Annotated in this window: 9 protein-coding genes and 3 tRNA genes; 10 read left to right on the top strand and 2 right to left on the bottom strand. The window is 57.3% G+C overall.

The genetic code is table 11. From position 1 onward, the window contains the following. Positions 1 to 34 precede the first annotated feature (34 nt). Complete coding sequence (locus tag Q1W15_RS15730; RefSeq protein ID WP_300730106.1) at positions 35 to 793, top strand: SDR family oxidoreductase; 759 nt, start codon at positions 35 to 37, stop codon at positions 791 to 793. A gap of 52 nt (positions 794 to 845) precedes the next feature. Here the strand turns inward: Q1W15_RS15730 and Q1W15_RS15725 are convergent, their stop codons facing one another. Continuing rightward, a complete protein-coding gene (locus Q1W15_RS15725; RefSeq protein ID WP_300730105.1) occupies positions 846 to 1,859 on the bottom strand; it encodes a DUF481 domain-containing protein in 1,014 nt (337 codons plus the stop codon). Between the two features lie 121 nt (positions 1,860 to 1,980). Here Q1W15_RS15725 and Q1W15_RS15720 point away from each other — a divergent pair, with 121 nt between their 5' ends. The 4 genes from Q1W15_RS15720 to Q1W15_RS15705 all read left to right on the top strand — a co-directional run bounded on the left by Q1W15_RS15720 (position 1,981) and on the right by Q1W15_RS15705 (position 6,741). After that, positions 1,981 to 2,364 (top strand): MGMT family protein, encoded by a 384-nt coding sequence (locus Q1W15_RS15720; RefSeq protein ID WP_300730104.1) that lies wholly within the window; start codon positions 1,981 to 1,983, stop codon positions 2,362 to 2,364. A gap of 42 nt (positions 2,365 to 2,406) precedes the next feature. Next, positions 2,407 to 3,951 carry an AmpG family muropeptide MFS transporter gene (locus Q1W15_RS15715; RefSeq protein WP_300730103.1) on the top strand — a complete coding sequence of 515 codons (1,545 nt, stop codon included), beginning with the start codon at positions 2,407 to 2,409 and terminating at the stop codon, positions 3,949 to 3,951. A 103-nt stretch (positions 3,952 to 4,054) separates the two neighbouring features. Continuing rightward, positions 4,055 to 5,770: a proline--tRNA ligase gene (locus tag Q1W15_RS15710; protein ID WP_300730102.1), complete on the top strand. Its 1,716-nt coding sequence runs from the start codon at positions 4,055 to 4,057 to the stop codon at positions 5,768 to 5,770. A gap of 17 nt (positions 5,771 to 5,787) precedes the next feature. Beyond that, a complete protein-coding gene (locus Q1W15_RS15705) occupies positions 5,788 to 6,741 on the top strand; it encodes a hypothetical protein (RefSeq protein ID WP_300730101.1) in 954 nt (317 codons plus the stop codon). Between the two features lie 14 nt (positions 6,742 to 6,755). Here Q1W15_RS15705 and dinB read toward each other — a convergent pair whose 3' ends face one another. Next, positions 6,756 to 7,817 (bottom strand): DNA polymerase IV, encoded by a 1,062-nt coding sequence (dinB, locus tag Q1W15_RS15700; RefSeq protein ID WP_300730100.1) that lies wholly within the window; start codon positions 7,815 to 7,817, stop codon positions 6,756 to 6,758. A 288-nt stretch (positions 7,818 to 8,105) separates the two neighbouring features. Between dinB and Q1W15_RS15695 the strand changes: the two genes are divergently transcribed. The 5 genes from Q1W15_RS15695 (at position 8,106) to Q1W15_RS15675 (ending at position 12,846) form a co-directional block, all read left to right on the top strand. Then, positions 8,106 to 8,182, top strand: a tRNA-Met gene (locus Q1W15_RS15695). A gap of 163 nt (positions 8,183 to 8,345) precedes the next feature. Continuing rightward, positions 8,346 to 8,422, top strand: a tRNA-Met gene (locus Q1W15_RS15690). A gap of 165 nt (positions 8,423 to 8,587) precedes the next feature. Then, positions 8,588 to 8,664 (top strand) — tRNA-Met (locus Q1W15_RS15685). A gap of 259 nt (positions 8,665 to 8,923) precedes the next feature. Then, a complete protein-coding gene (gene mprF / locus Q1W15_RS15680) occupies positions 8,924 to 11,566 on the top strand; it encodes a bifunctional lysylphosphatidylglycerol flippase/synthetase MprF (protein WP_300730099.1) in 2,643 nt (880 codons plus the stop codon). Then, positions 11,566 to 12,846 (top strand): AcvB/VirJ family lysyl-phosphatidylglycerol hydrolase, encoded by a 1,281-nt coding sequence (locus tag Q1W15_RS15675; protein ID WP_300730098.1) that lies wholly within the window; start codon positions 11,566 to 11,568, stop codon positions 12,844 to 12,846. Before mprF ends, Q1W15_RS15675 begins: the two co-directional genes overlap by 1 nt. Positions 12,847 to 12,869 lie beyond the last annotated feature (23 nt).

Raw genomic sequence — 12,869 nt, 5'->3', positions numbered from 1 at the left:
AAGGAATCACCCGGAAATACTGCCGAGGGTTCCCATGCAATTGAAAGACAAAGTAATCATTATCACGGGTGGCTGCCAAGGCTTGGGCCGTGCAATGGCTGAGTATATGGCCGCCAAGGGTGCCCGGTTGGCTCTGGTTGACCTGAACCCGGAAAAGCTCGAACTGGCGGTCACTGCCTGTCAGGCTCACGGCGTAGAAGCCCGGGCCTACCTGTGCAACGTGGCCGATGAAGAGCAGGTCACGCAAACCGTGGCGCAAATCGCAGACGATTTTGGCGCGATCAATGGCCTTGTCAATAACGCAGGGATCCTGCGCGATGGCCTGCTGCTGAAAGTCAAAGACGGGGTGATGAGCAAAATGACCCTTGCGCAATGGCAAGCGGTGATTGACGTCAACCTGACCGGTGTTTTCCTGTGCACCCGCGAAGTCGCGGCCAAGATGGTGGAGCTGAACAATCAGGGGGCGATTATCAACATCTCGTCCATCTCCCGGGCTGGCAACATTGGCCAGACCAACTATTGCGCCGCAAAAGCCGGTGTCGCAGCCGCCACAGTGACTTGGGCCAAAGAACTGGCCCGCTATGGCATCCGCGTTGCGGGAATTGCTCCCGGGTTTATTGAAACCGAAATGACGATGGGCATGAAGCCGGAGGCGCTTGACAGAATGACCTCCGTGATCCCGCTCAAGCGCATGGGTAAAGTCGAAGAAATTGCGCATTCGGCGGCGTACATCTTTGAAAATGATTACTACACCGGCCGGATTCTCGAGCTGGACGGCGGCCTGCGCCTCTAAACCTGAAAAGCGCCACCTGTAGCCACCGTTGTGGCTACAGGTTACTGGGCAGTTACCAGGTCACACCAAAGCCTGCGGTATAACGGGTCTTGTTGAGGGCATTGTCGGAACCACTACCGCTGCCAATCAGCTCTTTTTCAGCCTTCAGGTTGAGCGACGCCCACTCGGTCACTTTGTAGCGCAGACCAATTTCGGCATCGAGGCTGTAATCCGAATCGCCTCCCAACGGTTTCCCCACTTCGCCACTGGTGAAGAGGGAGACGGTTTTACCCAGCAGGTAGCGGTTGTAATCCCACCTCATGGCCAGCGAGTAGAAGTTCTCTTTCTTGTCGTCGGAATATTCATAGTCAGTGCGATTAAGCAATGAGCCCAGCGAGAACGCGCCCAACTCATCATCCCAGAACTGATAACCCGGGCCGGTGCCCACGGTGCGCTGACGGGCAATATCTTCAACCTTGTCTCGTGTGTAGTTCAGCCGCCCTTGCCAGTACCATTGTTCATCGATGAAATAGTCCAGCGCATACCCTGCGCTCCAGTTGTCAGTGGTGACCACATCGTTTTGAAATTCGCGGTTGTACTCACCTTCCGCATGATGACGCCAGGAACCATGCCGGGCCGAAGTTTTGAAACTCACGTCGTAATCATCCGTGTCTTTGTCGGCACGTTTGTAGTTAAGCGCGACATCCACATTGCCCTTCCAGGCCAGGTCTTGAATCACGGCTTTAGGTTTCATGATCTGCTGGATACTGGCCAATTCCACGGTTTTAGAGCTCTCGCCATTGGCCAGAATCACCTTGCCGTCCTCGGTGGCCGTAAGCGACTTGGCCACCTCACCGGCGTAGGCATCCTGTTTGACCAACAATTGCTGATCGCTTTCCAGGGTCTTGACCTGCTTCCAATCAACAGAAATGGCCCCGGCATAGTCCGTCTGAACCAGCAACTTGCCGCCATCGAACACTTTGATTTTACCGCTCAGGCGGTCGCCGTTTTTCAACCACACCGTGTCAGCCAACAACGGCGAGGACACAGTGAAAACAGCAAGGCATAACAAGGTTCTGGGCAACATAAGCAGGTGGAAAACTCAGGAGTTCGAAATAATGCCGGCATGATCCGGATGAGCGTATCGAAAAGAAAGACCCAACGATGATTATGTAGTTCCATTAGTCTCATTGAGATGAATGCCCCCGATGACCCATCACGCCATGACGACAACACCTTCTGCCTTGAGCCCACAGCCGGAACCGTCCCCGGCTGATATTCGCCGTATGGCGCTGTATTCGACCCTGATACAAGTGCCCTGCGGTTATGTGGTGACGTATGGTCAACTCGCCGAATTGGCCGGCCTTGGCCGGGCGGCGCGTTGGGTCGGGCGCACACTCAGCCAACTGCCGGAAGACACGCGGCTGCCCTGGCACAGGGTTTTGGCTGCCGGGGGCCGCATCAGTTTGCCGGCGGGTAGCGCGTCAGGAGACGAACAAAGAGCCCGTCTGCGCAGCGAGGGTTTAAGCATTATGAACAGTCGCGTGGATTTAAAGCGTCATGGCTGGCGTCCGATAGAGCACTGCGGTTAGAGTGCGCCCTTTGTTTCCGTAATCAGAGGCAGACTCGAGTCTATGCCCCGTAAAACCTGGCGCGAAGCGCTAGCTGCCTATTCCAGCCCCTCGACCCTTGTGCTGTTGCTGCTCGGTTTTGCCGCCGGTTTACCGTACATGCTGGTGTTCTCCACGCTGTCTGTCTGGTTGCGCGAAGCCGGAGTTGCTCGCGAGACCATTGGTTATGCCAGCCTGATCGGGCTCGCTTATGCCTTCAAGTGGGTGTGGTCGCCGCTGCTTGACCAGTGGCGCCTACCGTTGCTCGGTAAGCTTGGCCGCCGGCGTTCCTGGCTGGTGCTGTCACAATCGCTGGTGATGCTCGGCTTGATCGGCATGGGGTTTTGCGACCCCCAGAAGCATCTTTCATGGCTGATAGCAATTGCAGTTCTGGTGTCCTTCGCCTCGGCAACCCAAGACATTGCCGTTGATGCCTATCGCCTGGAAATCGCCGAGGACAGCCGCCAGGCTGCGCTGGCCGCCAGTTACATGTCCGGCTACCGTGTGGCCGCCCTGCTGGCCACCGCGGGAGCGCTGTTTTTTGCCGAGGGCTTCGGCTCTACCGGGTTCAATTACAAGCATTCGGCCTGGACCGGCACCTATGTGCTCTTCGGGCTGCTGATGGTGCCCGCGCTGCTGACCACTTTTTTTATGCGCGAACCGCCGGTTCCGCTTCGCACCCAACTGTCAGCCGGGCGCTACAGCTTTGGCCATCAATTGGCCTCAGTATTTGTGCTGATTGTGCTGCTGGTGTCCGTGCCCGCCATGTTCACTCAGTTGTACAACACCAACTTTGCCGGTGTGCTGTTTGAAGGCATCAGCCCTGTCAACCTGGTGCTGGAAGATCGCGCCTTCTTGCGCGCCATTCTCTACACCTTGCTCACCGTTATGTGCCTGTCCTCATTGGGGCGGCGCGGTCTGGCACCGGTGCTGACGCCCGTCAACGACTTTATCCTGCGTTATCGCTGGCAAGCCTTGCTGCTGCTCGGCCTGATTGCGACTTACCGCATGTCTGACACGGTCATGGGCGTCATGGCCAACGTGTTCTATATCGATCAAGGCTTTACCAAAGACCAGATTGCCGGGGTCAGCAAGATCTTTGGCCTGATCATGACCCTGGTCGGGGCCGGTATGGGTGGCCTGCTGATTGTGCGCTTTGGCATTTTGCCCATTCTGCTGATTGGGGGCGCAGCTTCTGCCGGCACCAACCTGCTCTTTATGCTGCTGACGGATATGGGGCCCAATCTGCAAATGCTGATTGTCACCATTTCGCTCGACAACTTCAGCTCGGGCCTGGCCACTTCCGCTTTTGTGGCTTATCTGTCCAGCCTGACCAACCTCAAGTTTTCCGCCACGCAATACGCCCTGCTCAGTTCAATCATGCTGTTATTGCCCCGTTTGATGGGCGGCTATTCGGGCGTGCTGGTCGAGAAGTTCGGCTACCACACCTTTTTTATCATCACCGCCATCATGGGCATACCCACCCTGATATTGATCAGCCTGCACTGGTATCAGGAAAGCCGTCGCGCCCGCCAAAAACCCTCCGTAGACACTGACCAAACCCCGTAAATACAAGGGGGAGCCCACCTCCCCCCGCCGCCCTGTACGCAGGCACCTCTCGCCCGTACAATGCTCAGTCATTTCTAGCCATCTGCAACGGCCACGACTAACCATGCGCACCAGTCAATATTTGCTCGCCACACAGAAAGAAACGCCTTCAGACGCGGTCGTTATCAGCCATCAGCTGATGCTGCGCGCCGGCATGATTCGTAAACTTGCTTCGGGCTTGTACACCTGGCTGCCCATGGGCTTGCGGATCATGCGCAAAGCCGAAGCCATCGTTCGCGAAGAAATGAATGCTGCGGGCGCTTTGGAAGTGCTGATGCCGAGCATTCAACCGGCTGAACTGTGGCAAGAATCCGGTCGCTGGGAAGAATACGGCCCCGAGCTGTTGCGCCTTAAAGATCGCCATGGCCGCGAGTTCTGCGTGGGCCCGACTCACGAAGAAGTTATCACCGACCTGTGCCGCAATGAGCTGAACAGCTACAAACAGTTGCCGATCAACTTGTACCAGATCCAGACCAAATTCCGTGATGAAATCCGCCCACGCTTTGGCTTGATGCGCGGCCGCGAATTCATCATGAAGGACGCCTATTCGTTCCACGCGGACGAAGCGTCACTGCAGGTCACGTATGACCGCATGCACCAGGCTTACTGCAACGTGTTTACCCGCCTGGGCCTGAACTTCCGCCCGGTTGAAGCCGACAACGGTTCCATTGGTGGTGCTGGTTCCCATGAGTTCCACGTACTGGCCGAGTCCGGTGAAGACGACATCGTATTCAGCAACGGTTCCGACTATGCCGCCAACATTGAAAAAGCCGAAGCGGTGCCGCGTGAAACCTCTCGCCCGGCGGCCACACAAGCCCTGAGCCTGGTCGACACACCTGACGCCAAAACCATCGCGCAATTGGTTGAAGGCTACAACCTGCCAATCGAAAAAACCGTCAAGACCCTGATCGTTCACGCGGCCGAAGAAGGCAAACTGATTGCCTTGGTGATCCGTGGTGACCACGAACTGAACGAAATCAAGGCCGGCAACCACCCGTTGGTGGCAAGCCCGCTGACCATGGCCTCGGATGCCGAACTGCGCGACGCCATCGGTGCCGGCGCGGGCTCCCTGGGCCCACTGAACCTGCCCCTGCCTTGCATCATCGACCGCTCGGTCGAGTTCATGAGCGACTTCGGCGTGGGTGCCAACATCGACGACAAACACTACTTTGGCGTGAACTGGGAGCGCGATCTGCCCGTGCCTACTGTTGCCGACCTGCGCAATGTGGTGGCCGGCGACCCGAGCCCGGACGGCAAAGGCACCCTGGAAATCAAACGCGGTATCGAGGTTGGCCATATTTTCCAATTGGGAACCAAGTACAGCGAAGCCATGAAGTGCCAGGTTCTGGGCGAAAACGGCAAACCTGTCACCCTGGCAATGGGCTGCTACGGCATCGGTGTTTCTCGCGTGGTGGCGGCCGCCATCGAGCAGAACAACGACGAGCGCGGCATTATCTGGAGCGACGCCCTGGCACCGTTCCAGGTGGCACTGGTGCCTTTGCGTTACGAAACCGATGCCGTTCGCGAAGCCACTGACACGCTGTATGCCGAACTGACGGCTGCCGGGTTTGAAGTCTTGCTGGATGACCGCGACAAAAAAACCAGCCCGGGCATCAAGTTCGCAGACATGGAACTGATCGGTATTCCACACCGCATCGTTGTCAGCGACCGCGGCCTGGCCGAAGGCAACCTGGAATACAAGAGCCGCACCGACGCAGAAGCCCAGGCCCTGCCTGTTGCTGACGTCCTGAACTTTCTTCAGGCGCGCATTCGTCGCTGAAACCAAATAGAGACGCCATGTTTAATCGAAGGACCTTGACCCTCGGGGGTGCCGCCATGTGCGGCACCCTGTTGTTGAGTGGCTGCGCCAATCACATGTCACAACGCAGTGAGCATGAAGAACGCATCGAGCGCAAACTGCTTGCCCACAGCCTCCAGATTGACGTCGGTTCGCCTGCCGCGCTTGAGCTTCCTCAGCGCCGCGTGCGTATCAATGAACAAAAGACCTTTGAGGTCACTGAGTTTGATGTCACCCGCCATTACGACCGCTACACCCCTTACCAGCCCTGGCGCAAAATCTATGAGATGCCGCTGGGTGCAGTGGCCGTGGTCGCAGGCGTGGGTGCCAACGTGCTGAACGTTTTTATGTTCGGGCAATTACCGGACAGCGTCACCAAAGACTGGATCAGCTATGGCTTTGCCGGGCTTAACCCGGCCATAAACGTGCAATCTCACGGTCGCGCCGAGCAAAACCTGGCCAGCATTGATGAAGTGCAACGCGACAAACGCCTGGAATATTCCAGCCTGCCCTGGGCAGAGCGCCCCGTCGTGGTAAAAGCCGGCCAACACAGCCATGAATTGACCACCGACCGTAACGGCATTCTGCGCCTCAACTTGCTCGATACGCCTTTTGCCGAACAAGACCTCAATCACATCGGCAAACTCACCATCATGGTTGAAGATGCCCAGGACGAAACCCACTCCGACTCGACGCTGTCGATCAGCAGCCACTTGCGCAACAAGCTGATCGAAGCCCATGGCCTGATTTACGATGACCTCGAAGGGGATGACGTCAAGCAGTGGGTGCACAGGGTCAAACGCTTGTCAGAGCTGGGCCTGGAAGAAGAGGCCAGTGAATTGGAACAAAGCCTGATCGAACTCACACGCAACGACCCTGAATTACAACGTGAATTCCTTCAGTCCCTGACCAAAAACGCAGGACGACTGGTGGCAGACCCCGGGGCAAGCTAAACCCGGCAGCCCACTTAGCGATTGAACAACTCCAATTGCTCAAACCCCGTTCGCACATCATGCAAACGAACACCAAGCCCCAACAAGCGGACGGGCTTGGCCCCCCGCGCAAATGCCTGACTCAATAATTGCTGATAACTATGAAGGTCGCGGCCTGCACCCGACTGCTCCAGGGTGGTCTGGGTAAAGTCGTGGAACTTCACTTTGACGAACGGTTTACCGGGGCGATAGCTGCTATCAATCCGGCCAATCCGCCCGTTTAAGGTAGCAAGCAGTTCAGGCAGTTTTTCCAGGCACGCCGCTAGATCCGGTAAATCAGCGTCATACGTATTCTCGACACTGACAGACTGACGTCGGCTATCACTCTGCACCAAACGCTCATCAATCCCACGCGCCAGCCCCCACAAACGCTCACCAAAAGAACCAAACTCGCGCACCAATTCCAGCTTGTTCCACCCGCGCAGATCAAGACAAGTCTCAATCCCCAGACGCCCCAACTTATCGGCCGTAACTTTGCCTACGCCATGCAATTTATTGACGGGCAACGCCGATACAAAATCACCGACCTGATCCGGCGTAATCACGAACAACCCATTGGGCTTTCTCCAGTCACTGGCGATTTTGGCCAGAAACTTGTTCGGTGCCACCCCTGCCGACACCGTGATATGCAACTGATTCGACACTCGACGCCGGATATCCTGGGCAATGCGCGTGGCACTGCCCGCAAAATGCGGGCTATCAGAGACATCCAGATAAGCCTCGTCCAGTGATAACGGCTCAATCAACTCGGTGTAGTCACGCAAAATGCCATGAATTTCTTTGGAGGCTTCTTTATAAGCATCCATTCTGCCGTTAACGATGATCAGATCGGGGCACAGTTTGAGCGCATGCCGCGAGGCCATCGCGGAGCGCACGCCGTAGGCCCGTGCCTCATAATTACAGGTAGAAATCACACCCCGACGGTCAGCCGAGCCCCCGACCGCCATGGGCCTGTTCGCCAGGCTCGGGTCATCGCGCATCTCAATAGCGGCATAGAAACAGTCACAGTCAACATGGATGATTTTTCGCTGCGTCATGTAAGGCGGCGGCCTAATAGAGGGTAGGCAATGCAGATCGCCAGTATGTCACTATGCACTGTATATAGCACCAGTGGTTTAAACCAGCCCGATAGACGTGGTGAAAGTCGCCGGTGAATATATTTTATTAATCGTTCTCGACCGCTTGATAGAGCAGAATGCCTTACCCCGCCTGACCTGTAGCCATTCATAGACCTGCTATTTTGCTCTAAGCAATTGAACCAGAAGCTATTTTTTAAAATTAAGGTTTGACACGCCTGCGTATCGCTGTAGAATCCACCCCACAGACGCGGGATGGAGCAGTCTGGTAGCTCGTCGGGCTCATAACCCGAAGGTCGTCGGTTCAAATCCGGCTCCCGCAACCAAACATCGAAAAAGGCTACTCGAAAGAGTGGCCTTTTTTGTGCGCGTGTGTTTTTCAATCCAGGGCGCACATCCCCCCCCTAAAGCTGACCATGCACTTATTTGCGGGATTCATGGATTAAAGGTTGACTCCCCCGCTCATCACTGTAGAGTGCGCCCCTCAGACGCGGGATGGAGCAGTCTGGTAGCTCGTCGGGCTCATAACCCGAAGGTCGTCGGTTCAAATCCGGCTCCCGCAACCAAACATCGAAAAAGGCTACTCGAAAGAGTGGCCTTTTTTGTGCGTGCCTGTTTTTGCCCACAGTAACCTCCCAATCAAAGCCGCGAAATAAAGTGGATTATTTCAATCGCTTACGGGATTTTAGCTTGACAGCCCGGCGTTCTTCTGTAGAATGCGCCCACACAGACGCGGGATGGAGCAGTCTGGTAGCTCGTCGGGCTCATAACCCGAAGGTCGTCGGTTCAAATCCGGCTCCCGCAACCAAACATCAAGAAAGGCTACTCGAAAGAGTGGCCTTTTTTGTGTGCGCAGAAAAAGTGCGCCATCACCGTTTATTGACAATAAACGCGCTATTTATGAAAGCTTCTTCACCTATGCTCTCCCCCAGCAGTGAGCGCTTTCCCGCCTCCGCTACCTGAACACCAGGCAAACGGCCGAAAGTATTTCAAAATATTTTACCCAAAAGGATTGGTAACTTGAGTCGATGCCTCCATCCTATCGCGCACGATCCACGAGGTGATTGATGCCCGATAATTCGCCACTGCCCAAAGACCCTGTAACCGCAGCCCAGCCCATTGACGCAACCCGCTTGCGCTGGCTGGACCTGCTGAGCAAGTATCGCCAACCCATTGGGCTTGCCGTCACGCTGCTACTGTTCGCGATTGCCTTGATAGCTTGCCGCCATCTGCTAAGCGAACTTGACCTTTACGCGCTGCACGATTCAATCCTGGAAGTGCCTAAACCCGCTTTGCTCGGCGCATTGGCGGCTACCGCCGTGGGTTTCGTGATTCTACTGGGGTACGAGTGGTCGGCCAGCCGTTATGCAGGCGTCAAGCTGCCGCCCAAAACGCTGGCGCTGGGCGGTTTTACAGCCTTCGCCATTGGCAACGCCATTGGTTTGTCGCTGCTGTCGGGTGGCTCCGTGCGCTACCGCTTATACGCACGGCACGGTGTAGGGGCAGCAGAAGTTGCACGCATGACGCTGTTTGCCAGCCTGTCGCTGGGGTGCGCACTCCCCCCTTTGGCGGCCTTGGCGACGCTTAGCGACTTGCACGCGGCATCGACTGCGCTGCATGTTCCGCCACTGCTGCTGGGCACTATTGCCAGCGTCATCCTGCTGCTGTTCGGATGGCTCGCACTCGGCATTTATAATCGTCGCCTGGCCGAACAACCCATCGCCGACAACCTGCTCGTCAAAGTCAGACGTCGCACGTTACGCCTGCCGAGCCCACGCTTAACGCTGCTGCAATTACTGATCACCGCGCTGGACGTCGCCGCGGCGGCCACCGTGCTGTATTTGCTGCTACCGGAAACGCCCCCGTTCGGCGTGTTCCTGCTGGTTTACCTGCTGGCGTTGGCCGCCGGCGTGTTGAGCCACGTACCCGGTGGCGTCGGCGTTTTTGAAGCGATTCTGCTGGCCGCTTTTGCCGACACACTCGGGGCCGCCCCGCTAGCCGCCGCCCTGCTGCTGTACCGCATGATTTATGTGGTGCTGCCATTGCTGGTGGCGTGTTTCATGCTGCTGTTCAATGAAGCACAACGACTGCTCCACACCCGCCAAAGCCTGCGCGTAGCCTCTGGCCTGGCAGCACCGATTCTCGCCGTGCTGGTGTTCATGTCTGGCGTAGTCCTGTTGTTTTCTGGCGCGACGCCCGAGATCGATACTCGCCTTGAAAACATCGGCTTTCTGATCCCGCATCGGCTGATTGATGCTTCGCACTTTGGTGCCAGCCTGATCGGCGTACTGTGCCTGCTGTTAGCACAAGGCCTGCGTCGCCGCCTGTCCGCGGCCTGGATGCTGACCACGGTCTTGCTCTTGGTCGGTGCCGTGCTCTCCCTGCTAAAAGGCTTCGATTGGGAGGAGGCCACGCTGCTGACCCTGACCGCCAGCCTGCTGGCGCTGTTCCGCCGTTCGTTTTATCGCCCAAGCCGGCTGACCGAGCTGCCTTTTTCGCCGCTTTACCTGGTGGCCAGCGTCTGCGTACTGGGAGCTTCTATCTGGTTGCTGCTGTTCGCCTACCAGGACGTGCCCTACAGCCATCAACTGTGGTGGCAGTTCACCCTTGATGCCGATGCGCCGCGTGGCTTGCGCTCATTGCTGGGGGCGGCGGTGCTGTTGGTGGTTGTGTCGCTGACCTGGCTGCTGCGCACAGCACGCCCGGTCATTCACTTGCCCGACGCCGCAGAACTGCAGAAAGCCGAAAAGATCCTTCTGGCCTCCGATCAGCCCGATGGTGGCCTGGCCCTCACCGGCGATAAAGCCCTGCTGTTCCATCCGGACGACACTGCATTCCTGATGTACGCCCGTCGCGGTCGCAGCCTGGTGGCCCTGTACGACCCCATCGGGCCGAACCAACAGCGTGCCGAGCTGATCTGGCAGTTCCGCGACCTATGTGACACCTACCACGCCCGCCCCGTGTTTTATCAGGTACGCGCCGAGAACTTGCCGTTCTATATGGACATCGGGCTGACAGCGATCAAGCTGGGCGAAGAGGCTCGGGTCGACCTGCAACGCTTTGACCTCGAGGCCAAAGGCAAAGAGATGAAGGACCTGCGCTACACCTGGAACCGCGGCACCCGTGATGGCCTGTCATTGGAGATCCACGAGCCAGGCGAAGCCCCAATGGATGAGCTCAAGGTGATTTCCGATGCCTGGCTGACCGGCAAGAATGTGCGTGAAAAAGGCTTCTCGCTGGGACGTTTCAGCCCGGACTACCTCAAACACTTCCGGGTCGCGATCATTCGCTTTGAGGGTAAACCGGTCGCCTTTGCCAACTTGCTTGAAACTCACAGCCATGAGCTGTCGAGCCTCGACCTGATGCGTGCACACCCGGATGCGCCGAAACTGACCATGGAATTTATGATGGTCGGTCTGATTCAACACTATAAGAAGCAAGGATACGCCCGTTTCAGCCTGGGAATGGTGCCATTGTCTGGCCTGCAACCACGCCGCGGCGCGCCATTGACCCAACGCTTGGGCTCAATGCTGTTCCAGCGTGGCGAGCACCTGTACAACTTCCAGGGGTTGCGCCGCTTCAAAGACAAATTCCAGCCTGACTGGGAACCTCGTTATATGGCCGTGCCTGCCGGGTTGGACCCGCTGGTAGCCTTGGCTGATACCGCCGCCCTGATTGCAGGCGGCTTGACTGGATTGGTGAAACGCTAATGAAACATCGTTCCTGGCGGTTTTTGCTGGTAACCCTGGTGATAGTCCTCGCGCTGGCGGCTGGCGGTTATTGGCTGTGGAATCGCCCCACCCCCGAACCGACGCTGGCGCAACTCATCCAGACCGACGGCTCAACCCTGACCACTGTCGCTCCCGGGCAAAAGCCGCGGGCCCGCGTGGTCATTGCCACGCCTGCTGATGAAGCACTGAGCGACAAGCAATTGATAGCACTGAGCCGAGGCGGAGCGGCGCAACTGGTGCAAGTCATTGTGCCCAAGGACGACTGCACCGCGCAGCAGCAAGCCTTACAGTCGGCCCTGGAACAACTCAAGGGCCCCGCTACACTCGTGAGCGGTATCGGCCCGGGCGCGAACCTGGCATGGCGCTGGCTGGCCAGCCAGACCGATGACAAGGCTCAGGCCGTGTCGGTCGGTTTCAAACTTGAAGAACCTGGCTGCACGCTGCCCATGCCGACATCAGCAGCCCACGGGAATTGGCTGGTGGCCTGGAACGACAACCCTGACGACCCAAGCGCTGCCTTTGTACGCGACCAACCCAATGCGCAGACCCGCATCAGCGATTACGACATTCACTTGCCGCAGGTATTGAGCAATGAACTGCGCAAAATCCTGGTGGGCGATGAAAACGGTGGGCTAAACATGCCCGTGGTTGAAGTGCCGGCCGGCCAGCAAAACAGCACCGTGACGCTGTTTCTGTCCGGTGATGGCGGCTGGCGTGACTTGGACCGTGATGTGGCCGGTGAGATGGCCAAGATCGGCTTCCCGGTGGTCGGTATCGACATGCTGCGTTACTACTGGCAGCACAAAACGCCTGAACAAAGCGCCACTGACCTGGCCGAGTTAATGCAGCATTATCGTCAGAAATGGGGCACACAGCGCTTTGTGTTGGTGGGTTATTCGTTCGGCGCAGACGTGCTACCGGCGACCTACAACCGCCTGCCGGAAGCCGAACAAAAGCGCATCGACGCGATCATGCTGCTGGCTTTCGCCCGCAGCGGCAGCTTTGAGATCCATGTTGACGGCTGGCTGGGCAAAGCGGGAGAAGAAGCCGACACCGGCGAGGAAATGTCCAAACTTCCCGCTGGCAAAGTGGTATGCATCTATGGCGAAGAAGAAGCCGATGAAAGTGGTTGCACAGCCAAGACGGCCGTGGGCGAAGCACTGAAATTGCCAGGCGGCCATCACTTTGACGAAAACTACCCAGCACTGGCCCAGCGCCTGGTGGACCTGATCAAAAAGCATCAGGCAATAGCACCCTAACCTATACGCCCTGCAGGAATGCG

Source organism: Pseudomonas sp. (assembly GCF_030150285.1).
Classification (GTDB): domain Bacteria; phylum Pseudomonadota; class Gammaproteobacteria; order Pseudomonadales; family Pseudomonadaceae; genus Aquipseudomonas.
Note: the sequence above shows the minus strand (reverse complement) of the source record. Positions and strands in the feature narration are given on the sequence as shown.